This is a genomic window from Candidatus Dormiibacterota bacterium (genome assembly GCA_035532835.1).
In the GTDB taxonomy this organism is placed as follows: domain Bacteria; phylum Vulcanimicrobiota; class Vulcanimicrobiia; order Vulcanimicrobiales; family Vulcanimicrobiaceae; genus DAHUXY01.
In genome coordinates, this window is the sequence record DATKQG010000059.1 from 47,949 (window position 1) to 72,457 (window position 24,509).

General features: G+C 62.8%; 25 protein-coding genes. 12 read left to right on the forward strand and 13 right to left on the reverse strand.

Annotated features, from left to right (window positions below; all coding sequences use genetic code 11):
• The first annotated feature begins 18 nt into the window (after positions 1-18).
• From VMW12_07820 to VMW12_07835, 4 genes are read left to right on the forward strand one after another with little or no spacing between them, the layout of a single operon-like run.
• Positions 19-432, forward strand: a complete 414-nt coding sequence (locus VMW12_07820; GenBank protein HUZ49627.1) for a cell division protein SepF — start codon at positions 19-21, stop codon at positions 430-432.
• Between the two features lie 27 nt (positions 433-459).
• On the forward strand, positions 460-993 hold the full coding sequence (locus tag VMW12_07825; protein HUZ49628.1) for a DivIVA domain-containing protein: 534 nt from the start codon (positions 460-462) through the stop codon (positions 991-993).
• Positions 994-1,000: 7 nt separating this feature from the next.
• Positions 1,001-2,080, forward strand: coding sequence for a 3-isopropylmalate dehydrogenase (leuB, locus tag VMW12_07830; protein ID HUZ49629.1), 1,080 nt, complete (start codon positions 1,001-1,003; stop codon positions 2,078-2,080).
• A 3-nt stretch (positions 2,081-2,083) separates the two neighbouring features.
• A complete protein-coding gene (locus VMW12_07835; protein ID HUZ49630.1) occupies positions 2,084-3,073 on the forward strand; it encodes a ketoacyl-ACP synthase III in 990 nt (329 codons plus the stop codon).
• Between the two features lie 8 nt (positions 3,074-3,081).
• On the opposite strand, the gene VMW12_07840 is transcribed toward VMW12_07835, so the two are convergent.
• Entirely contained in the window at positions 3,082-4,551 is a 1,470-nt protein-coding gene (locus VMW12_07840) for a SpoIIE family protein phosphatase (protein HUZ49631.1), read from the reverse strand.
• A 191-nt stretch (positions 4,552-4,742) separates the two neighbouring features.
• On the opposite strand from VMW12_07840, the gene VMW12_07845 reads away from it, so the two are divergent.
• Together VMW12_07845 and VMW12_07850 are read left to right on the forward strand one after the other, a co-directional pair.
• The gene (locus tag VMW12_07845; protein ID HUZ49632.1) at positions 4,743-10,724 is read left to right on the forward strand and encodes a HAMP domain-containing protein; all 5,982 of its coding nucleotides are present in this window, start codon (positions 4,743-4,745) and stop codon (positions 10,722-10,724) included.
• Entirely contained in the window at positions 10,709-11,581 is an 873-nt protein-coding gene (locus VMW12_07850; protein ID HUZ49633.1) for a CheR family methyltransferase, read from the forward strand. The genes VMW12_07845 and VMW12_07850 overlap by 16 nt, the downstream gene beginning before the upstream one ends.
• A 5-nt stretch (positions 11,582-11,586) precedes the next feature.
• Here the strand turns inward: VMW12_07850 and VMW12_07855 are convergent, their stop codons facing one another.
• The 3 genes from VMW12_07855 to VMW12_07865 all read right to left on the reverse strand — a co-directional run bounded on the left by VMW12_07855 (position 11,587) and on the right by VMW12_07865 (position 12,887).
• Positions 11,587-11,931 carry an STAS domain-containing protein gene (locus tag VMW12_07855; GenBank protein HUZ49634.1) on the reverse strand — a complete coding sequence of 115 codons (345 nt, stop codon included), beginning with the start codon at positions 11,929-11,931 and terminating at the stop codon, positions 11,587-11,589.
• A 75-nt stretch (positions 11,932-12,006) separates the two neighbouring features.
• Positions 12,007-12,465 carry a hypothetical protein gene (locus VMW12_07860; GenBank protein HUZ49635.1) on the reverse strand — a complete coding sequence of 153 codons (459 nt, stop codon included), beginning with the start codon at positions 12,463-12,465 and terminating at the stop codon, positions 12,007-12,009.
• 56 nt (positions 12,466-12,521) lie between these two features.
• On the reverse strand, positions 12,522-12,887 hold the full coding sequence (locus VMW12_07865) for a hypothetical protein (protein ID HUZ49636.1): 366 nt from the start codon (positions 12,885-12,887) through the stop codon (positions 12,522-12,524).
• 93 nt (positions 12,888-12,980) lie between these two features.
• On the opposite strand from VMW12_07865, the gene VMW12_07870 reads away from it, so the two are divergent.
• From VMW12_07870 to VMW12_07895, 6 genes are read left to right on the forward strand one after another with little or no spacing between them, the layout of a single operon-like run.
• A complete protein-coding gene (locus VMW12_07870; GenBank protein ID HUZ49637.1) occupies positions 12,981-13,583 on the forward strand; it encodes a flagellar basal body rod C-terminal domain-containing protein in 603 nt (200 codons plus the stop codon).
• Positions 13,583-14,311, forward strand: coding sequence for a flagellar hook-basal body complex protein (locus VMW12_07875; protein HUZ49638.1), 729 nt, complete (start codon positions 13,583-13,585; stop codon positions 14,309-14,311). Before VMW12_07870 ends, VMW12_07875 begins: the two co-directional genes overlap by 1 nt.
• Positions 14,304-14,501: a hypothetical protein gene (locus VMW12_07880; protein HUZ49639.1), complete on the forward strand. Its 198-nt coding sequence runs from the start codon at positions 14,304-14,306 to the stop codon at positions 14,499-14,501. The genes VMW12_07875 and VMW12_07880 overlap by 8 nt, the downstream gene beginning before the upstream one ends.
• Positions 14,494-15,168, forward strand: coding sequence for a sigma-70 family RNA polymerase sigma factor (locus VMW12_07885; GenBank protein ID HUZ49640.1), 675 nt, complete (start codon positions 14,494-14,496; stop codon positions 15,166-15,168). The genes VMW12_07880 and VMW12_07885 overlap by 8 nt, the downstream gene beginning before the upstream one ends.
• Positions 15,152-15,457 (forward strand): hypothetical protein, encoded by a 306-nt coding sequence (locus VMW12_07890; GenBank protein ID HUZ49641.1) that lies wholly within the window; start codon positions 15,152-15,154, stop codon positions 15,455-15,457. The genes VMW12_07885 and VMW12_07890 overlap by 17 nt, the downstream gene beginning before the upstream one ends.
• A complete protein-coding gene (locus tag VMW12_07895; protein HUZ49642.1) occupies positions 15,451-15,885 on the forward strand; it encodes a hypothetical protein in 435 nt (144 codons plus the stop codon). Before VMW12_07890 ends, VMW12_07895 begins: the two co-directional genes overlap by 7 nt.
• Positions 15,886-16,113: 228 nt before the next feature.
• Here the strand turns inward: VMW12_07895 and VMW12_07900 are convergent, their stop codons facing one another.
• The 9 genes from VMW12_07900 to VMW12_07940 all read right to left on the reverse strand — a co-directional run bounded on the left by VMW12_07900 (position 16,114) and on the right by VMW12_07940 (position 24,446).
• On the reverse strand, positions 16,114-16,578 hold the full coding sequence (locus tag VMW12_07900; GenBank protein ID HUZ49643.1) for an SRPBCC domain-containing protein: 465 nt from the start codon (positions 16,576-16,578) through the stop codon (positions 16,114-16,116).
• Positions 16,571-16,906 carry a metalloregulator ArsR/SmtB family transcription factor gene (locus VMW12_07905; protein ID HUZ49644.1) on the reverse strand — a complete coding sequence of 112 codons (336 nt, stop codon included), beginning with the start codon at positions 16,904-16,906 and terminating at the stop codon, positions 16,571-16,573. Before VMW12_07905 ends, VMW12_07900 begins: the two co-directional genes overlap by 8 nt.
• Before the next feature lie 106 nt (positions 16,907-17,012).
• Complete coding sequence (locus VMW12_07910; protein HUZ49645.1) at positions 17,013-17,825, reverse strand: purine-nucleoside phosphorylase; 813 nt, start codon at positions 17,823-17,825, stop codon at positions 17,013-17,015.
• On the reverse strand, positions 17,825-19,372 hold the full coding sequence (gene gpmI, locus VMW12_07915; protein HUZ49646.1) for a 2,3-bisphosphoglycerate-independent phosphoglycerate mutase: 1,548 nt from the start codon (positions 19,370-19,372) through the stop codon (positions 17,825-17,827). Before gpmI ends, VMW12_07910 begins: the two co-directional genes overlap by 1 nt.
• A gap of 14 nt (positions 19,373-19,386) precedes the next feature.
• On the reverse strand, positions 19,387-20,136 hold the full coding sequence (tpiA, locus tag VMW12_07920; protein HUZ49647.1) for a triose-phosphate isomerase: 750 nt from the start codon (positions 20,134-20,136) through the stop codon (positions 19,387-19,389).
• A 3-nt stretch (positions 20,137-20,139) separates the two neighbouring features.
• Entirely contained in the window at positions 20,140-21,333 is a 1,194-nt protein-coding gene (locus VMW12_07925) for a phosphoglycerate kinase (protein HUZ49648.1), read from the reverse strand.
• 9 nt (positions 21,334-21,342) lie between these two features.
• On the reverse strand, positions 21,343-22,356 hold the full coding sequence (gene gap / locus VMW12_07930; protein HUZ49649.1) for a type I glyceraldehyde-3-phosphate dehydrogenase: 1,014 nt from the start codon (positions 22,354-22,356) through the stop codon (positions 21,343-21,345).
• A 30-nt stretch (positions 22,357-22,386) separates the two neighbouring features.
• Positions 22,387-23,316: a DNA-binding protein WhiA gene (whiA, locus tag VMW12_07935; GenBank protein HUZ49650.1), complete on the reverse strand. Its 930-nt coding sequence runs from the start codon at positions 23,314-23,316 to the stop codon at positions 22,387-22,389.
• Positions 23,307-24,446 (reverse strand): glycerate kinase, encoded by a 1,140-nt coding sequence (locus VMW12_07940; GenBank protein HUZ49651.1) that lies wholly within the window; start codon positions 24,444-24,446, stop codon positions 23,307-23,309. Before VMW12_07940 ends, whiA begins: the two co-directional genes overlap by 10 nt.
• Between the last annotated feature and the right edge of the window lie 63 nt (positions 24,447-24,509).

The following is a 24,509-nucleotide window of genomic DNA, read 5'->3' on the forward strand; positions in this document are numbered from 1 at the left end:
CGGGGGTTCACAATGAGCATGTTCGGTAAAATAGGGTCGTTTTTTTCGATCCGAGACGAAGAAGAAGAACTCTACGACGACGAGCCGACGCCGAGCGGCCGCGTCGTGCCGTTTTCCAATGCCGGTTCGCGCCGGGGCGGTACTGAAGTCAGCGTGTACTCGCCGCGCAGTTTCCAAGACGTCGTCGAGATCGCCGATGCGCTACGCAACCGTCAAGTGGTTATCGTCAATTTGCAGAACGCCGATCGCACGCTGCTCCAGCGCGTGGTCGATTTCACGTCGGGTGTCGCGTATACGATCGACGGTAAAATACAGAAACTCGCCGAGGCCATCTACCTCGTCGTGCCGGCCGGCGTCGTCGTGAACGCCGCGGGCCTGCGCGACTCGATGATGACCGACGGCACACTCGATTTCATGGCCAATAGAGGCTAAAGGCACAACGCATCGATGGAAAAAATCATGCCGATCGACATCCAGCACAAGAGCTTCAAAAAGGCTCTGCAGGGATACGATCGCACCGAAGTCGATCAATTTCTCGACGAGGTCATCGAGACGCTCGAAGACGACGCGCATCAGCGCGCGGCGCTGGAGGCCGAAATCGGCGATCTCAAAGAACGCATCAGCCATTTTAAAGCGATGGAAGAATCGCTCCAGAATACGCTCGTCCTCGCGCAGCGCACCGCCGACGAGGTGAAGGCTTCGGCGCACAAGGAAGCCGACTTGATTCGCGAACAAGCGCGCTTGACCGCCGAACGCGAGATCGCCAGCTATAACGACGCCATCGCGGAAGTCCGCCGCGAGCACCAGCGCACGATCGAACATAACGAAAAAGCCAAAAGCGAGCTGCGCAGCCTGTTGATGACGCACATGTCGTTGCTGGATAATGCGATGCGCGTGCCGAGCCCGGCCGCAGCTCCCGAACCGAAGCAAGAAGCGTTGCTTCCGGCCGGCGAACCGCCGAGCGACGACACAAGCCGGATTACGGTTTACTAGTCGTCCGATGAGCGATATCATAGCGATTCTGCCCGGTGATGGCATCGGGCCCGAAGTAACGCATGCCGCGGTCGAGGTGCTAAAAGCGGTTCGCCCCGATCTCGATTGTCGAGAGACGCTCGTCGGCGGCGCCGCGCTCGAACGAGGCCTTCCCGCGCTCTCGCCCGACGCCTTGGCGTTGTGCCGGCAGAGCGCGGCGATTTTATTCGGCAGCGTCGGGTTGCCCGCGTACGATGCAAAGCCGCTCGCCGAGCGCCCCGAGCTCGCGCTGTTCACGCTACGGCGCGATTTCGAACTCTACGCCAACGTACGCCCGGTTCGCGTCTTCCCCGGCCTCGAGAACGCGTCGTCGCTCAAGCCGGAACTGGTGCGCGGGCTCGATTTAGTCGTCGTTCGCGAATTGACCGGCGGCATTTATTACGGTCAGCCCAAAGAGCAGCGTACGATCGACGGCGTCGAGGCCGCCATCGACACGATGATCTATCGCGCTCCCGAGATCGAACGCATCGTTCGCGTCGGCTTCGATCTCGCGCGCTCGCGCCGTAAGCGGCTCACGTCGGTCGACAAACAGAACATCCTGGAAACCTCGCGTCTCTGGAGACGCGTGGTGACGCGCATTGCGCCGGAATATCCCGACGTGGCCCTCGATCATCTGCTGGTGGACAACGCGGCGATGCAACTCGTGCGCCGTCCGGCCGACTTCGACGTGATCGTCACCGAGAATATGTTCGGCGACATTCTCTCCGACGAGGCCGCGATTCTCACCGGGTCGATAGGCACGCTTCCGAGCGCGAGCCTGGGCACGCGAGCGACGCCGCAGGGCGGACGCTTCGGATTGTACGAGCCGATTAGCGGGAGCGCTCCGGACATCGCCGGTAAAGGCATCGCGAACCCGACCGCGGCGATGCTTTCGGCCGCGCTGCTTCTGCGCATGAGTCTGTGCGACGAAGCCGCGGCGTTGCGCGTGGAACGCGCGGTCGAAACCGTCTATGCGAACGGCGGCCGTACGAGCGAACTGGTAGCGCCGGGGGCTCCGTCGCTCTCAACCAAACAATTCACGCAATCCGTCCTTGAGGCATTACAATAAAAAATGGGTCGTATTCTAGCAGCGCACGCGCGCGTCGCCGCAACCGGTATGTTTGTGCCGGAGCGTGTCCTGACGAACGCCGATTTCGAAAAGCTCGTCGATACCAACGACGAGTGGATCGTCCAACGCACGGGGATTAAGACGCGGCACGTCGTGAGCGAAGGCGAACACGCGAGCACGCTGGCCTTCAACGCGATCGACGATCTTCTCGAACATCACCCGGATGTCGAAATTGAAACGGTCGATTATATCTTGGTTGCGTCGACGACGTCGGATTACGTGTACCCCAGCCTTGCGGCGATGATTCAGGATCGCTTCGGCATACCGACGACGGCCGGAGCGCTCGATATCAGCGGCGCTTGCGCGGGATTCGCGTACGGCATCAATCTTGCGACCGGCCTGCTTGCCAGCGGCCAGGCCACGCGCGTGCTGGTTGTCGCCGCAGACGCTTTAACGCGCTCGGCCGACTACACCGACCGCTCGACGTGCATCCTTTTTGGCGACGGAGCCGGGGTCGTGCTGGTCGAGCAGAGCGAGAAACCCGGAATTCTGGGAATGACGTCGGGATCCGACGGTAGCGCCGGCAAGTATCTCTTCCGCACGAATTTTCGCTTCGATATCAACGGCACGGTGGACGAGACGCGCTTGCTGCGCCAAGATGGCCGCAACGTGTTCCGTTGGGTGATCGAGAATATTCCCAATACCATCGCGTCGATTCTGGAGCGAGCGGGTTTAACGCTGGACGACATCGATTGGTTCGCACCGCATAGTGCCAACCTGCGTATGATCGAGGCGCTCAACAAACGCATCGGTTTCCCGATGGAGAAGACGCTGCTCAGCGTCGTCGATTACGGCAACACCTCCGCGGTGAGCGTTCCGCTTGCGTTGATTCCCGCCACCCGCGATGGGCGCGTCAAATCGGGAGATCGGATCCTCATCATCGGGTTCGGCGGCGGCTTGGTCAGCGCGGGGAACGTCCTCGTCTGGCCCTAGAAGCGAGCTTAAAGCGGTCGCTTGTGCGATAGCGTAAGCGTGACCTTCGTGCTTTGTGCGGTCGATGCGACTTCGAAGTTGCTGCTGCACGCGCGCATGATCGGGATCCCGCGGCCCCGTTCCGGCCGCGGGGTGAAGGCCTTCCAATGCCCCTTGCTGGTTATGGTAACGTGCGATGCATCCGGTCCCTTGAGATAGTCGACTTCGAAGCACGCGCCCGCGGCGTCGCTGCCGTGCTCGATAGCGTTGGCGATGGCTTCGCCCGCCGCGCAGATCGCGTCGTCGGTAAACTCTTGCGAGTGGACGGTGGCGAGGGCGTTACGCAGAGCCTCTCGCGCGATGCCGGCGGACGACGGCAGGCTGCTATATACCCAGTGGCCGTCAACATGCGACTCCGACGCATTATGGAGCGCGAGCGTCGCGACATCGTCCGTGTTCGCGATGGTTTGAAAGATGGCTTCGTGCAGGCCGTCTGCGCTCGGGGGCCCGTCACGGGCCAAGCGTTCCAGCGTAACCAAGAGTTCGCGCTCCCCCTCGATGATATCGCGCCTATATTCGAGCAATCCGTCGGTATAGAGATAGCATGTGGTTCCCGGGGTGAGGGTAACGGTCCATTCGGGCGACGCCGGCGTCATACCGAGGCCGAGCAGCAGACCGCCCGCGGGCAGCACGAAGGTCTTTCCCGATGGCGATAGCAGAACGGGGTGCGGATGCCCCGCGGAAGCGTACCGCAAGATTTTCGATTGCGGGTCGTAGATGCCGACGATCGCCGTGGCCATTCCCAATCCTTGGGACGTAACGACCCCGTCGACGTAGTTGAGGAGCGCGGTGGGCGAATTAGTGCCCGGCGCCGCCGAGCGTATCGCACGCGCGATCTGGCTCATCGAAACCGCCGCCTCGAGCCCGTGGCCGGTGACGTCTCCCACCGACACGCCGATCATGCCGTTTCCGATTTCGAACGCGTCGTACCAATCGCCGCCAACCTCGGCTTCGTCGCTCGCGGGCCGATAGGCCGCGTCGAACGAGAGGCCTTCGACGCGCATCAAGCGATCGGGAAGCAGCGCTTGCTGGAGGCGTTGAGAGACGTGATAGTGATGCGCTAACTGCTGCGATTGCTCGAGCGCCATCGAGATGAGCGTCGTCAATACGCCGGCTACGTGCGGGCTATCGGACGCGGCGCCGGCATGACGCCGCTCCGAGCCTAATACGAAAGTCCCGATCGCGCGGCCGCCGACGGTGAGCGGTTCGGTTGAGAGCGTGGATTGGCCGATGACGGCCAGCGGGTCCTCCAAGAGCGCGGAGAGAGCCGCCGTTCGGGCGCCGCCCCATCGAGCTTCGTCGGCGCATGCGAATGCGGCGGGCGCGGCGCCGTGCCCGTGCAGGTAGATCGAGCAGAAATCGGCGACGGAGCCGGCGCAGAGGTCGCAGATGTTTGCCAGCAGAGCCAACGGCTCTCTGGGAGTCGATAGAGCGGACAAGTGCCCCTCTCCGAGAGGCCGGTCAAAGAGACCCCTAAGCATAGATCCTCGCTCGGCGGTTCAACCCACTAAAGTCTGCCCCGTTCCGGGGAATCTAAACCTTGGGGCCAGCTCGCCTGCCCGTTTAGGAAATCGGTTCGGTGGAGAAGAAGCAGACGTCTTCATCGGCTTTCGGAGGCACGATTTGCGTCATGTCTAGCGCTACGGTACCCTCACGCAGCACTAAAAAGCCGCCCAAGGGCGGCCTGCCGCAAACCCATCTACTGGCTGCGTTGCGATCGTTTAGAGACGGCGACTTTTCGACGCGCCTTCCGAATAGTTTCACCGCGATCGACGGCGAAATCGCGGCGGCGTTCAACGAATGCGTCGAGCGTAACGAGCGGTTGGCCGAAGAACTCATTCGCATAAGTCACGTTGTCGGGCGCGAAGGCTTGATTGGGAAACGCGCGTCGCTCGCGAGCGCGAAAGGCGCTTGGCGCGGCAGCCTCGACTCGGTCAACCAACTCATCGACGATCTCGTGTTCCCGATGTCCGAGGCCGGCCGCGTACTCGGGGCGGTTGCCAACGGCGATCTCTCGCAGCGTATGCCGCTCGAAAACGACGGCCGCGAGCTCAAGGGCGAATTTCTGCGCTCGAGCCGTACGATCAACACGATGGTCGATCGTCTCAATGCCTTCGCGTCCGAGGTCACGCGCGTCGCGCGCGAGGTCGGCTCCGAAGGAAAGCTGGGCGGGCAGGCCTTGGTGAAAGGCGTCGCGGGAACGTGGAAAGACCTTACCGATTCCGTGAACACGATGGCCGGAAATCTCACGTCGCAGGTCCGCAACATCGCCGAAGTCACCACCGCCGTCGCTCACGGCGATCTTTCGAAGAAAATCACGGTCGAAGCGCGCGGCGAAATCCGTCAGCTCAAGGGCACGATCAATACGATGGTCGATCAGCTCAACGCCTTTGCTTCGGAAGTGACCCGCGTCGCGCGTGAAGTCGGATCGGAAGGCGCCCTGGGCGGCCAAGCGCAGGTTGCGGGCGTCGCCGGAACGTGGAAGGACCTTACCGACTCCGTCAACACGATGGCCGGAAATCTCACGGCGCAGGTTCGTAACATCGCGGAGGTTACCACGGCCGTCGCGCGCGGAGATCTCTCCAAAAAAATCACGGTCGACGTGCGCGGCGAGATTGCCGAACTCAAAGACACGATCAACACGATGGTCGATCAGCTCAACGGGTTTGCTTCGGAGGTGACGCGCGTCGCGCGCGAAGTCGGTTCGGAAGGCAAACTCGGAGGCCAGGCCGAGGTTGAAGGCGTCGCGGGAACGTGGAAAGACCTAACCGACTCGGTCAATACGATGGCCGGCAATTTGACGGCACAGGTGCGCAACATCGCCGACGTTACGACCGCCGTCGCCCGCGGCGACCTTTCGAAGAAAATTACGGTCGACGTCCGCGGCGAAATTCTGGAACTGAAAATTACCGTGAACACCATGGTGGACCAGCTCAACGCCTTCGCCTCGGAGGTGACGCGCGTCGCCCGCGAAGTGGGTTCCGAAGGTAAACTCGGCGGACAAGCCGAGGTTGAAGGCGTCGCCGGTACTTGGAAAGACTTAACCGATTCGGTCAACACGATGGCCGGTAACTTGACGGCCCAAGTCCGCAACATCGCCGACGTGACTACCGCCGTCGCTCGCGGCGACCTCTCGAAGAAAATCACCGTCGACGTTCGCGGCGAGATCTTCGAGCTCAAGAACACCATCAATACGATGGTCGATCAGCTCAACGCGTTTGCGTCGGAAGTGACGCGCGTTGCGCGCGAGGTCGGATCCGAAGGCAAACTCGGCGGACAGGCGGACGTGCGCGGCGTCAGCGGCACCTGGAAGGACCTGACGGACTCCGTCAACGTCATGGCCGGTAACCTCACCTCGCAGGTTCGCAACATTGCCGACGTGACGACCGCCGTCGCAAACGGCGACCTCTCGAAAAAGATTACCGTGCAGGTGCGCGGCGAGATTCTCGAGCTTAAAGATACGATCAACGTCATGGTCGATCAGCTCAACGCCTTCGCTTCCGAGGTGACGCGCGTCGCGCGCGAGGTGGGCTCCGAGGGGCGCTTAGGCGGCCAAGCCGAGGTCAAAGGCGTGAGCGGAACGTGGAAAGATCTCACCGACTCGGTGAATTTCATGGCCTCGAACCTCACCTCGCAAGTGCGCAACATCGCCGACGTGACGACGGCCGTTGCGAACGGCGACCTATCCAAAAAAATCACGGTCGACGTACGCGGCGAAATTCTAGAACTCAAAGACACGATCAACACGATGGTCGATCAGCTCAACGCCTTCGCCTCCGAAGTGACGCGCGTCGCGCGCGAGGTGGGCTCCGAGGGGAACCTCGGCGGGCAGGCCGACGTGAAGGGCGTGAGCGGAACGTGGAAAGATCTCACCGATTCGGTGAACTTTATGGCATCGAACCTCACCTCGCAAGTGCGTAACATCGCCTCGGTAACGACGGCCGTCGCCAACGGGGACCTTTCGAAGAAAATCACCGTCGACGTGCGCGGCGAGATTTCGGAATTAAAAAACACGATCAACACGATGGTCGATCAACTCAACGCTTTCGCCTCCGAAGTGACGCGCGTCGCGCGCGAGGTCGGATCCGAGGGCATCCTCGGCGGCCAGGCGCAAGTCGGCGGCGTGAGCGGCACGTGGAAGGATCTCACCGATTCGGTGAACTTCATGGCGTCGAACCTCACCTCGCAAGTGCGTAACATCGCGAAGGTGACGACCGCGGTTGCCAACGGAGACCTTTCGAAGAAGATTACGGTCGACGTCCGGGGCGAAATCGCGGAGCTGAAAGATACCATCAACGTCATGGTCGACCAGCTCAATGCCTTTGCGTCGGAAGTAACGCGCGTGGCGCGCGAGGTGGGTTCCGAGGGTATCCTCGGCGGGCAGGCCCACGTGCAGGGCGTCAGCGGCGTATGGAAAGACCTCACCGACAACGTGAACTCGATGGCGGCGAACCTTACCAACCAGGTGCGCGGCATCGCCAAGGTCGTTACCGGCGTCGCCAACGGCGATCTCAAACGTAAGCTCACGCTGCAGGCTCGCGGTGAGATCGCGGAATTGGCAGAAACGATCAACGGCATGATCGATACGCTCGCGACCTTCGCCGACCAAGTTACCACGGTGGCGCGCGAGGTCGGCTTCGAAGGAAAACTGGGCGGCCAGGCGGCCGTACCGAGTGCGGCAGGGTTGTGGCGCGGGCTTACGGACAGCGTCAACCAACTCGCGGCGCAGCTTACCGACCAGATCCGCGCCATCTCCGAGGTGGCGACCGCCGTGACCAAGGGCGATCTCTCGCGGACGATCGAAGTCGAGGCGCGCGGCGAAGTCGGCGAACTCACGCGTAACGTCAACGAGATGATTCAGAATCTCCGCGACACGACGCGTAAGAATACCGAGCAAGATTGGTTTAAGAGTAACCTCGCGCGATTCACCTCGATGCTGCAGGGGCAGCGCGATATCACTGCGGTGACGCAGTTGATCATGTCGGAGATCGTTCCGCTCGTCAACGCGAAGGTCGGCGGCTTCTATATCAGCGATGTGAGCGGCAACGAGCCGACGTTGCTCCTGATGGCCGGCTACGCGCTGCCTCGCAACCGTCGCTCCAAGCGGGCGATTGCGTTCGGTGAGGGGCTCGTCGGCCAAGCCGCGGTCGAGCGACAGAGATTGTTGCTCAACGAAGTCCCGGCCGAGTATCTGCAAATGACCTCCGGCATCGGCCAGGCGGCGCTCTGCTCGGTCGTCGTGTTCCCGATCCTATTTGAGGGCGAGATCAAAGCCGTCATCGAGTTAGGGTCGCTCGAACGCTTCAGCGAAATCCATCTGTTGTTTTTGGACCAGTTGATGCAATCGATCGGCGTCATGCTCAACACGATTTCCGCATCGATGCGTACCGAGGAGTTGCTCAAGCAGTCGCAATCGCTCACCGGCGAACTCCAGAGCCAACAGCTCGAACTCAAACAGACCAACGACGAGTTGGAAGAAAAGGCTCGCCTGTTGCAAGAGCGCAACGCCGAAGTCGAGCGTAGAACGCGCGAAATCGAAGAGGCCCGTACGGAACTCGAAGGCAAGGCCGAGCAGCTCTCTTTGACCTCGAAGTACAAGTCGCAGTTCTTGGCAAACATGTCGCACGAACTGCGAACCCCGTTGAATAGCCTGCTCATCCTCTCGAAGCAGCTTGCCGACAACAGCGATGGAAATATGACCGGGCGGCAGGTGGAGTTCGCGCAGACGATTCGCGCGGCGGGTTCGGATCTACTCACCCTCATCAACGATATTCTCGACCTCTCAAAGATCGAATCGGGAACGACCGCCATCGACTTTCAAGAAGTCACATTCGACGAAATTGAAAACGAAGTACGGCGAACGTTCGGGCAAATCGCCGCGGATAAGAACCTGCAGTTCGTCGTTCGGCGCGACCGGGATCTTTCCGACACGATCGTTACCGATCCCACGCGCCTGCAGCAAGTCCTCAAAAACTTGCTATCGAACGCGTTTAAGTTCACCACGGTGGGTTCGGTGACGCTTCACATCGGCGTCGATCGCAGCAGTCGCATTCTGGCGGTTCCCGGCCCGGCGATATTTTTCGCGGTTTCGGACACCGGCATCGGGATCTCACCCGACAAACACGGCGTCATCTTCGAGGCGTTCCAGCAAGCCGATATGGGAACGTCGCGCAAATTCGGGGGCACGGGGTTGGGCTTGGCCATCAGCCGGGAAATTGCGGGACTTCTGGGCGGCGAAATAACGGTAGATAGCGCCGCCGATATCGGCAGCACGTTCACGCTCTATCACCCCGCGCAGCGCAACGCGCCGCGAGCGGACACGGCGCAGCTCGCGCCGCCGGCCATCGATCGGATCGAAGCCATGCTGGCGAAGGCGCCGTCGGAAGCGGCCAGGCGTTCCGACGAGGCCATCGGGCGTGCCGACGACCGATACAATATCGACGTGGACGATAAGATCGTCTTGGTGATCGAAGACGATCCGACGTTCGCGGGCCTCTTGGCCGGCTTTGCGACCGAGCGCGGATTTAGAACCTTGGTGGCGCACTCGGGGCATGAGGCGCTCGAGATGGCGAACAAGTTCATGCCCGATGCGATTACCCTGGATATCGGGCTTGCCGACATGGACGGCTGGCAACTGCTCGAGCAGCTCAAATCGTCGGCCGCGACCGCGCATATTCCCGTCCACGTCATCTCGGGCGACGAGCACCAGCAACGCGCGCTCGAATCCGGCGCGATCGCTCACTTGCAGAAGCCCGTTTCGGAGGAGGCGCTCGTCGATACGTTCGATCGCCTGTTGGGTTTTGCGGACAGTCGCGGCAAGGACGTTTTGGTGGTCGAAGACGACCTTACGCAGCTCAACGCGATGGTGAACCTCATCGGCACCGGCGAGATGAACGTTACGGCGGTATCGAGCGCCCGAGCGGCGTTCGAGGCGATCGAGGGCAACACGTTCGACTGCGTCATCGTGGATTTGGGCTTGCCGGATATGTCGGGCGAGAAATTCATCGAGACGTTCCGGGCCAAGCCGGGGCATGAAACCACGCCGATCATCGTCTACACGGCGCGCGATTTACAGCGGGAAGAAGAGGCGCGCTTGCGCCGCATTTCTTCAGCGGTGGTGGTAAAAGACGGGCGCGCGCCGGAGCGCTTGCTCGACGAGGTCAATTTCTTTCTCCATCGCGTGGAGGCCGATCTGCCGTCGACACGGCGACCCTCTCGCGAGGCCGCGCGCGACTCGCTACAGGGGCGGCGGGTACTAATCGTGGACGACGACGCGCGCAATATCTTTGCGCTCGAGGCGGCGTTACGCGCCGAGGGAATGGACGTGCTGGCCGCCGAGAGCGGCCGGCAGGGTATCGCCAGCCTCCAAACACGCTCCGACGTCGATATCGTCCTGATGGATATCATGATGCCGGAGATGGACGGGTTCGAGACCATTCGCAGGATCCGCGCGGACGATCGCATCGCTTCGATCCCGATTATCGCGCTCACAGCGAAGGCGATGAAGGGCGACCGCGAGGCGTGCATCGCCGCCGGCGCATCCGAATACGTCAGTAAGCCGGTGGACGTCGATCAGCTTCGCTCGCTATTGCAGCTATGGTTGAGCAAGTAGACGCTCTAACGGGGGCTCTCCCGGCGCTGGACCTGCGGCGCGATGAGCTCGCCGATATAGAGCTGCAGTTGCTCATCGACGCCCTGCTGCGCTACGGCGGGTACGATCTGCGCAGTATGAATCAGGCGATACTGCGCCGGCGTATCGCCGACGTCATGCGCGCGCAGTCGATCGCAACGATTTCAGGCTTGCAGGACCGGCTTCTTCACGACGAACGGACGCTTGCCTCGTTTTTGGTGATGATGTCCGGGGGCGCGTCGCAGCTCTTCCACGATCCGCCGTTTTTGAAAGCGTTCGCGTTGCACGTCGTCCCGTTGCTGCAAACCTACTCGTTCATCCGCATCTGGGTACCCGGAAGCGGTATCGGCGCAAACGCCTTCTCGCTGGCCGCGATTTTGGACGAAGCCGGAATTCTCGATCGTTCGGTCATTTACGCGACGACCCTCAACGACGTTGCCGCTTCGGTGGCCAAGGCCGGGGTTTATTCGCACGCCTCCGAAGCCGACCTTACCGCATCGATGCGGCAAGCCGGGCTCGTATCTCCGGCGTCGCGTTTCTTCGAGACGACAAAGCTGCAGGCGTTTCCGGTGGATCGGTTACGGCAAAGCGTGATGTTCGCGCGGCATAGCCCGGCCGAAGACGGCCCGATCAACGAGTTTCACGCAATCGTTGCGCGCGGCATTTTTCCGTCGCTCAACGGCGCCATCCAGTACCGTCTCCATCGGCTGGCGTACGACAGCCTTTTGCACTTGGGATTTTTGTGCCTGGGTCAACGCGAATCGCTGGCCGGTACCGTGCACGAGCGGGCATTCCGTAACGTGGTTCCCGGCCAACCCATCTATCGAAAGATGCGCTAACGCCGCTACGCCGCCGCGGCGTGCGAAACTTGAAGCACCCTCTCGAGCTGCGTGATGTGGAACACGCGCGCGATCGTTCCCGATGGCGGAATAATCACGCGTAACATGCCGCTCGAGCGTTCGTGCAGCCGCACGAGCGCCTTGAGGCCGCTGGAATCGATGTAGCCGCAACGCGTCAGATCGATCGTCAGGGCTTGCCCGTCGATCGCGACCTGCTCGATGTATTCTACAAAATGCTTGCTGGTGGCGATGTCGATGTCGCAACTGGCGAACACGATGCGCTCGTTTTCCGCACACCGGTGTGAAAAATGGTCGATGAGGCCTGGGGTTAAGGTGGGATCGTATGCCATGGGTTTCTCCAAATCTGTCCGGTCATTATGGCGCGACGGGTTTGAGGAAACAAGTTGGCGCGAATCGGCTCGCGGCTACTCGCCGGCGCTGCTTGGCTGGGGGTAGTGCCGCGTGTTATGCCCTGGCATTGACGGTTGGCGAGACTCATCCAAAAAGGAACGCATCGCTGCGACCAACGGGCCTTGAACGTCGCCGAGCGGATGATTGCGCAGGAGTGTAGCCGGGCTGGAATCGCCGAGGCGTGGATTGCTGGAATGGAACCAGGCGCGGATTACTTCCGCGTCGTGCGACTGCGCGATCGTGCTCGCCAGCTGGAGGGCAAAGCGAAGAACGTGCGGCCGTTGGGGGCGGCGGTCGATCATCCACTGCTGGACCGCGCGGGTCTCCGTGACGCCTGCGATCTCGGCGACCATCGAAAGCCCGAGCAATCCTACCAGTTCGCGGACCGCTCGGCCGATGGGTAGGCCGATCGCGTGGCTGTGTGCTTGGTACTCGAATTGGGCCGATCGGAATGCCCCTTGCTCGTCGATCATGCCATACGATATACCACCGAAGAACCCGGGATAAACGCCACCGTGTAGCGCTGCGTTCAGACCTTCACGGAGCGCGAAGATTCGAGATTTCCGCGAAAATCGATGAAGCGTACCGTGAGTGCGGCGTGCTGGTGGGGATGCGTTTGGAGCCACGCCGAACGCCAAGCGCGTAGCGTTGCAGCCTTAAGCGCGTTCTCGTCATCCTCGCTGATCGAGTAGAGCTGGTTGAGATCGACGGAGACGTCGACCGTGGTCCCGTGGAAGTCGAACCCGACGATGACCCCGCTATAGGTTTTTTGAAGGCGTGCAAGCTGCGTCCGTTCGCTCGCATGACGAACTTGCTGCGGCGACGGCGGTGCCGAACAAGCCGCGACGCTCAAGAGCACCGCGAACGCGAAAGATGCCGCCCGGCTAAGTCGCATGGCCTGGGGCTTCGGCCACCGTGGCCGGCTACCATCTTCGACGTGCAACGCGGCGTACACGAATCGGACATATCGGCGGCTTAGCATGCCTTCATGGATGGAATTGCATGGGCACAGAGCGCGATGGTCGCGGCACGGACGCGGCTGGACATTGCTACCGGTAATCTCGCCAACGTTTCAACGAATGGCTTTGCCCGTCTGGTAGCGCGCGGTTCGCTGACGGCCCGCGGGGTCGTGATTCGATCGCGCGCGCAACTCGGGCACGGCGGGTTACGCCCGACCGGACGCGCGTACGATCTCGCGATCGTCGGCGATGGAAACTTTCGCGTGCGTGAACTCTCGGGGCGAATCGTACGCACGCGCAACGGTGCATTCGAGCGCGACGTTCGCGGCCATCTCCACGACGATGCCGGGCGGGTGCTGCTCGGTACGAACGGAGCACTGCGCGTCCCGGATGGCGCGACTTTCGATGCGGTCGGGCGACTGATGCTGCACGGAACGCCAATCGGGCGCGTCCCGCTTCCGCGCGGGAGCAGCCTTCGAGCGGGCTTTATCGAGACGGCAAACGTGAACGCGATCGGCGAGATGGTCGACGTGTTGGCAGCGGAGCGTTCGTACGAAAGCGCCGAAAAAGTGATGAGCGCGATTGACGGCACGCGGCAGAAAGCCGCGAACGACGTCGCGAGGCTCAAATAATGGATCGCGCGCTCTACGCCGCCGCGACCGGAATGGCCGCTCAACAACGCAATCTCGACGTCGTTTCCGATAACCTCGCAAATGCCGACGTCGCCGGATTCAAGGGCTCGGTCGCGACGTTCGAAGTGTTGGCCGCGCCCGGCGAGCGCGGCGTGGGAACCGCCGTTACGGGCCAGCACGCCATCTTCACGCAGGGCAAGCTCATGAAGAGTCCGGGCGCGTTCGATCTCGCCATCGACGGGCCGGGATTCTTCACCGTCGCCGACGGCAAGGGGCGTAAGGGGTACACGCGCGATGGCGCGTTTTCGCGCGCACCGGATGGTTCGCTCCGCAACGCGCAGGGCTGGCGGCTCGACGGCATTCGCATTCCGCAGGATGCGCTCGGCGCGCGGGTGGAGAGCGACGGGCGCCTGATCGTCACCACGGCCGGCGGCAAAACAACGATGGGGCGCGTTCGCCTTGCGGAGTTTGCCGCGCCCGAGGCGCTGCAGAGCGTTGGGGGCACGCTCTTCGCCGCTACGAGTGCGTCGGGTCGTGCGCGCACGATCGAGGCGGGCGGCCCCAACGCCCCGCAGATTCGATTCGGTATGCTCGAGCAGTCCAACGTCTCGATCGTGGAATCGATGATGGAGATCATGGCCGCGCAACGAGCGTACGAAGCGAACGCTAAAGGCGTCCAAGCGGCCGACGAAATGCTGCGAATCGCCAACAACTTGCAACGTGGATAACGCGGCAGCCGGCGCGGTAGGACGCGCGTGCGAATCGTTGCTTCTCGCGCAAATGCTGGCGCCGATGACGAAGTCGTGGGGCGAATTCGGTTCCCTCGGCACGCAGACCGTCGCCGACGCGATTGCAGGCCGCGATACCGGCGGCTTTGCCGCCGCAATCGCTCGCGCATTGGAAGCGCGCCATGACTGAAAGCGAACGCGAAGCGCAGATCCGGCGGCTACTGCCGCTCGTACGCGCGATCGCGCGCCGAGTGCAGCGCGTGGTCCCTACCATGGATTTGGACGATCTGATCGGCGACGGCAGCATCGGGTTGGTCCGCGCGGTCGATGCCTTCGATCCCGAGCGCGGAGCCTCGCTCGAGCACTATGCCAAGCATTTGATTGCAGGAACGATGCTCAACGGCATTCGACGCATGGATCCGGTCCCGGAACGCGTGCGCCGCGCCGTGCGCGACGGCGAAAATGCACGATATCGTCAGGCGGTGGAGGCCGGTACGATGCCGGCGCCCGACGCGTTCGAACGCACGCGCCCGGCGCTTCGCCGGGCGGCCATGGTGGCGTATCGCGTGCAGCCGCTCTCGCTCGATTGCGCGTTGCCCGAGCGCGAGCGGCTCGCATGCGACTGGAGCCGCGACCCGGCGAACATCGTCGCCGAACGCAGTAGCGCGCACGAATTGCGCATCCATCTACGCGGCCTTCCGCCACGCCATCAAACCCTTCTTGCGCTGCATTATTTTGCGGACGGACCGCTGGCGAGAATAGGCTCGCGTATGGGCATATCCGCACAGCGCGCCTCGCAGTTGCACGTCGCGGCGATCGCGCGCCTGCGCAAGCGGTATCATGCTCCGTCGCGTTGATATCGAGGAGCGCCCGCCGTCGCTCGCGGCGGCTCTGGGCCTAGCGCAGAGCGAGCCGATCGTCGCCGCCGCGAGCGAAGCCGAGCACGACACCGCGCTGCTGCCGCACGATCATCCGCCGTGGGTGAAAGACGCGCTGAGCGTCTCGCAGCGCGCCCGCTCGCTTTTCGCCACGCTGCGCCCGGCCGTCATGCGGGTGCTCACGTTCTGGGACCATCGCATTCGCTCGGCCACCATCGCCGGCCAGCGCATCGGCATCGATCCCAGCGGCAGCTACCGCACGTGGTGATGCCTGTCAATGCGACGAAGACCCCAAAGATCACCAAGCATGATTGGGAGGAAGCCGGGCGCCGGGGCGAGGCGAAGGCAAAGCTTCCGACGGCACTCTCTTCGGCAGAGCTTGATGACGCACGCAAACTCGTGCGCTTGCGCTTTCGTAGTGGGCTCGAACTGGCTATTCCCGTTGCGGCGATCGATGAAGTCGCGCACCTTCCGTTGGCGCGGTTGCGCGACGTACGTGCCGACTTGCTTGGCGAAGGGCTGATTTTCGATGAGGCCGGCGTAGCAATCTATGTGCCGGGATTAATACGCGACCTATTTAGCGATGCGTTCGCTCGCGCGTTGGGTAAGCGGGGCGGCAGCTCCCTCACCGCCGCGAAGGCTGCGGCGGCGCGCAAAAATGGCCCCAAGGGCGGCCGCCCTCGCAAGGTTGCGTAAGGGCGGCCTTCACCCTAGCCGAAGTGGGCGACGATGGCGGCGATGACGGCGATGGTACCGATGAAGACAAAGTACACGAGTGCTTCGGCCAGCAACAGTTCGTCGTTGAGTCGATCGAGTCGTTTCATCACGGTGCGCTCCTCCTCGCTCGACCAGTATGCCGACATAAGCTTGGAACCGCTGTAAGATCGCGTTAGAACCGCTTGAGAATCGGCTTAGCGAATCACGCTAGGCCGCCGGGCCGGCCTCGCTATAGGTGCGCAACCAGTTCAGCACCTTCTTCCAGCCGCGCTCGTGAGCGTCGCGATCCTCTACGTCGGTAAAGCCCCAGTGCCGCACCGTTAACTCCGTGCGCCCCTCGCGTTCGGCGAGTTCGTAGCGAACGATGGTCTCCACCGGTTGCGCGCCGTCGCCCCAGTCGTGCGTCCACGTGAATTGGAGCAGGCGAGGCGGTTCGACGACTTGATAGTGCCCGTACACGGCGAATGTCTCGCCGTTCGCGTTCCGGCCGATGCATTTCCACGCTCCGCCGACGCGCAGGTCGCAGTCCATATGCGTGGTTTGATAGCTCGAAGGGTCGCCCCACCATTGCACGAGCTGTTTGGGATCGGTCAATGCGGCGAAAGTCTTGGAGACCGGCGCGTCGATGCTGATGCTATCGACGATGGCGGTGGTTACGTCGCTGTCAATCATGAGTGTGTTCCACATGCTCCTTTAGTTGCTGCAAATTACGCCGCCAGAAGACGCGGTAGTGTTCTAACCACGTATCCACGGCTTGGAGCGGCTCGGCGTTGAGTGCGTAGAGCGAGGTCGTGCCGTGCTTGCTATCGACGACCAACCGCGCCTCGCGCAGCAGCCGCAGATGTTTCGAAACGGCCGGACGGCTCGTGTGAAAATTCCGCGCGATATCGCCGACGCTCAAACGGCCGCCTCGCAGCAGCGAGAGAATCTCGCGGCGCGTGGGATCGGCCAGGGCCTTGAAGAGCCGGTCCGCTCGATCGCTGGGAAGGGTTGCCTGCATCAACGATTGCTTGCTCCGGGAATTGTTGGTAACCTTTTGGTTTCCAACAATGTAACCAAAAGGTTGCATTCTGTCAATGCCCGCTGGGTTCGGAAGCTCGTGGCTTTTAGAGCTTGCGCATGACCGCGCCCAGGAGCGACGCCAGCTTCGGGGCGGCGGCGTTTCCGACGGCGGTGATGTCGGCGTGAGCGGTGGATGGCGCGCCGGCGACGTTGGTGATGAGGCTGACGCCCAGCACTTCCATGCCCAACGCTCGCGCCGCGATCGTTTCGAGGACGGTGGACATGCCGACCGCATCGGCACCGATCGTTCGCAGATAGCGGGCCTCGGCGGCGGTCTCGTAATTCGGCCCCAGGAGCCCCGCATACACGCCCGAGCGCAGCGTGGGCATATCGCTCCCGGCGTGCGCCGCGATCGTGCGCAACCGCTGCGCGTACGCATCGTGCATGTCGATAAACGGATTGTCGGTGGGAACGCCCACGAACGGGTTGCGCCCGGTCAGATTGATGTGGTCTTCAATGAGCATCAAGTCCCCCGGTAGGAACGACGGATTCAGCGACCCCGCGGCGTTCGTCAGAACGACGGTGCGTGCACCCGCCGCTTTGGCTAGACGCATGTTGACCGTGACTTGTTGCGGCGAGAATCCTTGATAGAGATGCACGCGTCCGGCAAAGACGAGCATGCGCTTTCCGTGCCAGGTGCCGATTAAGGCTTCGCCGGCGTGCCCGGCCAAGGATGCGACCGGAAACCCCATGAGGTGATCGTAGGGAATCGAGGCGACCGGGAACGCATCGCGCAACGCCGACGAGAGGCCGCTCCCCAGCACGATGGCGACGTCGATCGCTCCCCCGGCGGCAGTTTCGATCGCACTCGCGTCGTGCGCGAGAAGGCGGTCGTTCGGCGAACGGCGGTCGATCATTAGGGGAGACTCCTTGTCGGATCGGTTGCGGTGAAGAGATTGTGTCCGGTCATCTGCGCGGGAACGGGTAGGCCCATCAATGTCAGCAGCGTCGGCGCCACGTCGCCGAGTTTCCCGCCGCTCGCGAGCGTCCCGCGCACGCCCGAGCCGATGAGGATAAACGGCACCGGATTGGTCGTGTGGGCGGTTAGCGCGTTGCCGTCCTTATCGAGTTTTTCCTCGGCGTTGCCGTGATCTGCCGTGATCGCGAGCACGCCGCCCGTTTTCAGCACGGCATCGCTCAAGCGATGCAAACATGCATCGAGAATTTGCACGCTCTCGATCGTCGGCTTCCATTTGCCGGTGTGCCCGACCATATCGGCGTTGGCGTAGTTCATCACGATCGCGTCGTACGCGTTCTCCGCCAGTTTTTTGACGGCGAACTCGGTAATTTCGTTCGCTCGCATTGCGGGCGCCAAATCGTAGGTGGCTACGGTGCGATCCGAGGCAATGAGTTCGCGATCCTCGCCCGCGAACTGCTCTTCGCGGCCGCCGTTGAAGAAGTATGTGACGTGCGCGTATTTCTCGGTCTCCGCAAGACGGAGTTGGCGCAATCCGTTGCGGGATATCACTTCCCCGAACGTTTCGTACGTCGGGCGCGGGCCGAACAGGACCGGGTTGGGATAGGTTTCATCGTATTTCGTCATCGTGGCGAAGATGAGGTCGTGATACGATTTTGTGACGAACGGAACGTCGCCGTCGTTGAAGGCGGTCGTCATCTGTCGCGCCCGGTCGGGACGGAAATTGAAGAAGATGCACGCGTCGCCGTCTTCGATCTGCCGCGACGGCCCGACGATGGTGGGCAGCACGAATTCATCATCTTCGCCCCGCGCGTACGCGGCATGCAGCGCGGCGATTGCATCGATACCGCGGTGGCCCGCTTTGCCGAACGCCAGCATGTCGTACGCGAGTTGCGTGCGCTCCCACCGTTTATCGCGATCCATCGCATAGTAGCGCCCGCTCACGGTGGCGATGGAGCCGGGGCGGCCGATCGCGGCCAGACGCTCTTCGAGTTGCTCGATGTAGCGCTCCGCGGATCGCGGAGGGGTGTCGCGGCCGTCGAGAAACGCGTGAATCGCGAGCCGTACGTCCGCGGTGACGGCGGCATCGATGAGCGCGAAGAGGTGCTCGATCGAACTGTGCACTTGTCCGTCGGAGAGCAGCCCTAGCAGGTGTAACGTTCCTCCGGTGCCCTTTACGTGTGCGATCGTGCGGAGCAGGGTGGCGTTCTTGGCAAACGCGCCGGAGGCGATGTCTTCGTCGATCACCACCACACCCTGCGGCACCACGCGCCCGCTGCCGAGATTGATGTGCCCGACCTCGCTGTTACCCATGATGCCTTTGGGCAATCCCACCGCTTCGCCCGACGCCTCGAGCGTCGTCCACGGATAGGTCTCAAAAAAGGCTCGCCAATGCGGCAGATCCGCAGCGGCGATCGCATTGCCGTACGCGTCGCTATTGCAACCCCAGCCATCGAGGATTGCCAGAACCATGGGGCGATTGTGCATGGGATTCCGTTTCGTTAGATGAGCGACGCGTTCTGGACCAGATCGGCAAAAGCATACGGATCGAGCGAAGCTCCACCGATGAGCCCACCGTTGATGTTGGGGCGTTCCAGGTATGCCGCGGCGTTGTCGGGCTTCATGCTTCCACCATACAATAGCGATGTCTCGGCTAACCCCGGAAGGGCCGTGCGAATCAATCCCATCACGCGATCGGCCTGCGCCGCATCGCAGTTGAGTCCGGTGCCGATCGCCCAAATCGGCTCGTATGCGATCACGATACGCTGCAAATCGGCCGGCGGAATACCGTGCAACGCGGCGCGCACCTGCGCGACCACCAGCGCGTCGGTGCCTCCGGCTTCGCGCACTTCGAGCGATTCGCCGACCGCAACGATCGGCGTGATGCCGTGCTCGAGCGCAGCCTGCGTTTTGAGATTGACGGTTCGGTCGGTCTCGCCGCAATACATCCGGCGTTCGGAGTGGCCGACGATCACGTAGCGCACGCCGAGTTCCGCGAGCATCGGCGCGCTAATCTCACCGGTATACGCGCCGCTGGGCTCCCAATGCATCGTCTGTGCCGCGAGCGTTACGCGCGCCTGGCCCGCAAGGGCTTCGCGCGCGGCCGAGAGCGCGGTAAACGGCGGAGCGATCGCGATAGCGACGTCGGCCGGAAGGTGCGGCACGCGCTCCAAAAACGCCGCAAGGAACGCGCGCGTCTCCGCGATCGTCTTGTGCATCTTCCAGTTGCCGGCGATGAGTGTCGTCGGCATGGGTTATGCGTGGACCGGCGGCTGCAGCGCCGCGACGCCCGGCAACACGGCGCCCTCCAGAAACTCCAGCGTCGCTCCGCCGCCGGTCGAAACGTGCGTCATGCCGGCGGCAAAGCCGAGCATGTGCGCGGCAGCCGCGGCGTCGCCGCCGCCGACAACGCTCGTCGCGCCGTGAAGTGTGGCCGTTGCGATTGCTTCTCCGACAACCTGGGTGCCGCGCCGATACGGCGGCTTTTCGTAGACGCCCATCGGGCCGTTGAAAACGATCGTCTTCGCTCCGGCGATTGCCGCGGCGTACGCCTGCGCGGTTTTGGGGCCGATATCGAGGATCATGTTTGCGCCGACCGCGTCGATCGCGACGACGTGCGCGTGCGTGTCCGCATCGAACGCATCGGAGACCACCGCGTCAACCGGTAAATGCAGCGTGACGCCTTTGGCGCGGGCCGCTGCCAGAATCTGCTTGGCCGGTTCGAGATCGCTATCTTTGAGCGACGATCCCACGTCGATACCTTGCGCCGCGAGAAACGTGTTCGCCATGCCGCCGCCGATGCAGAAGGCATCGACGCGATCGAGGAGATGCGTGAAGACGCCGACCTTATCGCGTACTTTCGCTCCGCCGATCACGCAGATGAAGGGACGCGGCGGGTGATCGATGAGCGCAGCCAGTGCGCGCAGCTCGGCTTCCATCAGGAGCCCCGCAGCATTTGGCAACAGATGGGCGACGCCTTCGGTCGATGCATGCGCGCGGTGCGCGGTTCCGAATGCGTCGTTGACGTACAGGTCACCGAGCGAGGCGAGCTCGCGCGCGAAGCCGGGATCGTTCTGCTCTTCACCGGCGTGAAAACGCACGTTTTCGAGTACGAGGATGTCGCCGTCGCGTAAGGCGTTCGCGGCGGACTGCGCCGCGGCGCCGATGCAATCCGGTGCGAAAGCCACCGCAAAACCCAAGCGTTCGGCGAGCGCGGCCGCCACGGGACGCAACGAGTACTTTGGGTCTGCCTTGCCGTCGGGGCGCCCGAGGTGCGACATGACGATGATGCGCGCGCCGCGTTCGCGCAACGTTCGCAGCGTGGGGAGCGCTGCGTCGATGCGCGTGTAATCGGCCACGGCGCCGTCGTTCATGGGGACGTTGAGGTCTTCGCGAACCAGGACGCGCTTGCCGCGAACGTCCAGATCGTCGATCGTGCGGAAATTCAAGGCGCGGTGCTAGGCGTTCGCCGGAATTTTTTCGAGGATCATCGAGGTGAGATCCGCGAGGCGGCACGAGTATCCCCACTCGTTATCGTACCAAGCGGCGATTTGAATCAAATCCCCGTTGGCGTTGGAGAGTTTGCTATCGATGATCGAGCTGAAGGGCGAGCGCTTGAAATCGCTGGAGACCAGCTCCTCTTCGCAGTACTGCACGTAGGCTTTCAAATCGGTCTGGCTGCTGCGCTGCAGGATCGCGTTCAATTCGGCCTTGGTCGTTTCGCGCTTGACTTGCGCGACGAGGTAGATCATCGAGACGGTCGGCGTCGGTACCCGCAGCGCGAACCCGTCGAACGTTCCCTCGATCTCGGGAATGGTTAGGTAGAGCGCTTTCGCAGCACCGGTCGATGTCGGGATGATGTTGGTCGCGGCATTGCGCGCGCGGCGCAGATCTTTGTGCGGGGCGTCCAGGATATTTTGATCGTTGGTGTACGAATGGATCGTCGTCATAAAGCCCTTGACCCAGCCGAGGTGTTCGACGATCGGCCTGACGGCAGTCGCCAAGCAGTTGGTCGTGCACGACGCATTCGAGATGACGTTGTGCACGGCCGGGTCGTATTGCTGGTGATTGACGCCCAGCACGACCGTGATATCTTCGCCTTTGGCGGGCGCCGAGATGATGACTTTTTTAGCGCCGCCGCCGTCGATATGCGCGCGCGCCTTGGCCGCATCGGTAAAGAGTCCCGTCGATTCGATGACCACGTCGACGCCGAGCTGTTTCCAGGGCAGTTTGCCCGGATCGCGTTCGGCGAGAACTTTGATGCGTTGGTTATCGATCGCCAACGTGTCGCCGTCGACGCCGACGCTACCGCCGAACGTGCCGTAGTTGCTATCGTACTTAAAGAGGTGCGCGCACTCGGCGGCACTGGTCAAATCGTTGACCGCGACGATCTCGACGCCCGGGTGGCGCTCCATCAACGCCTTGGCAAAATTTCTCCCGATGCGGCCGAAGCCGTTGATTCCAATTCGCATGCACCAGCTCTCCGTGGACGTAGCGCGGTTTTACCGTGGGTTCCGGGGTTTACCGGGCTTGCTCCCTTGAGCCCTTCCAGACCGAAGCTTGGCCGCTAGGCGCGTGAGGGCGGTGAGACGGCTGGAGACGGTGGGTTTGCCGATGGGCGGGTTGCAACGATTGCCGATCTCTGCGAGGGATTCGCCCGGATGGGCAAGGCGAAGCTCCGCGATTTCCCGCAATGGCGGCGAGAGTTGGCCCAGGCCATAGGCATTCGCGATATAGGCTATCGTCTGGCTCTGGTTCGCGGCGGCCGCCGCCGCCCGCTGCAGATTCGCCGCCTCGGTGTTGACCAGCCGGTGGATGCGGTTCTTGGTCTCGCGAAGCGCTCGAATGTCCTCGAGATGGAGCAACGCTCCGAACGCGCCGATGAGCGTGAGCACGTCGGCGATCGCTTCAAAATCTTTGAAGTAGATGACGGTGCGATGCTTGCGAACGGTCTGCTTCGGGGCGCGGCCTATACTGCGCAGCATCCAAGCCAGGCGCTCGGCTAACGCGGGGTCGGCAACGACGAACTCCAAGTGGTATCCGTGGCTTCCCGCCGCCAGCGAACCGCACGCGAGAAAGGCCGCGCGCACCTCCATGATGCGATCGCACTTATGCGCGGGTTTGGGTGGAACCACCCGCAGTCGCTCGGGTAACGAGATGGCAAAGGTGGGCAGACGCGCGAGACGCGTTACGGGTAACGATTCGATAGGATGGGCTTTGCGATCGTCGACGAGCGACCAGAAGAGGCGCGCGATGGCATTACGGTGGGTAATGAACGCGGTTCGTTCGGGATTGGCGCCGTACAGCGCGAGGCCGAAGATCAATGCATCGCGACAGTGCGCGTTGCTCGGGAGATCGCGCGTGAGTGCATCCTTCGCATCGGCGCCCAGGCCGCTTCCCCGCTTGGATGCGGCTCGTTCCTTTACATCCACGCGCGTTCGCCCAGCGTTCGCCGCGTGGCCGCTTCGGCCGCCGCCGCAAGCAGTTCGGCCGCGTCGCGCATCGATTCCGCCGCGGACGTCTGCGGGGGCGCGATGGGTACGACGCCGATTCCACACCGAGCGAGCGGTTCCACAACGTCCGGATCGACCGCTCCGCCGAACGCGATAACCGGAACGTTCTGCGCGCGCGCGAATGCGGCGACGCCCGAAACCGTTTTGCCGTGTAGGGTCTGCGCGTCGATTTTGCCTTCGCCCGTCATGCAGAGCGCGGCACCTCGCAGCAATTCCGTCAGGTTCCACTCCCGGGCGATCAATGCGACGCCGGGTTCCATGTGCGCGCCGAGAAATGCGAGCAGCGCGAACCCCAAACCGCCGGCCGCCCCGGCCCCCGGTTCGTTGCGATAGTCGCGCTGCAGCGTACGTTCGGCCACGCCGGCGATATGCGCCAGCACCCGGTCGAGCAACGCGATCTGTTCCGGATCGGCGCCCTTCTGCGCGGCGAAGGTTTGCGCCGCTCCGTCGGGCCCGCAGAGCGGATTGTCCACATCAACGGCGACGTCGATGCGCACGTCCGCAAGGCGTGCATCGAGCGACCGCAGATCGATCGTCGCCAAGCATTCGTAGGCCGCCATCCCCGCGCCGATGACGGCGCCGTCTACGTCGAGAAAACGAACGCCGAGCGCGCGCAGCATGCCGGTACCGGCATCGTTCGTTGCGCTACCGCCGACAGCTACGATCACACGATCGGCGCCGGCGTCGAGCGCCGCTCGTATCAATTCTCCCGTACCGAACGTATCGGCGCGCATCGGATCGTACTGCGCCGGCTCGAGAAGCCCAAGACCCGACGCACTCGCCATTTCCACGATGGCCGTGCCGCCGGCGAGTGCGTACACCGCTTCGACCGGGTCGCCGAAGGGCCCGCGAACGCGTGCGGTCGCGCGCGCCGCGCCGCGCCCCAAAAAGACGTCGACCGTCCCCTCGCCGCCGTCGGCCATCGGGCATAGCAGGCATCGCGCTTCCGGCCTAGCCGCGAGCACGCCGCGCTGCATCGCGTGCGCCGCTTGGGTGGCCGTAAGGCTGCCTTTGAACTTATCCGGAGCGATGAGGACGGTGATACTCACGTGCTAAAAAACATTCCGCCAGGTTGAGTCGCTGGCCTCGTCTTCGGTCCGGCGGGTTATGGG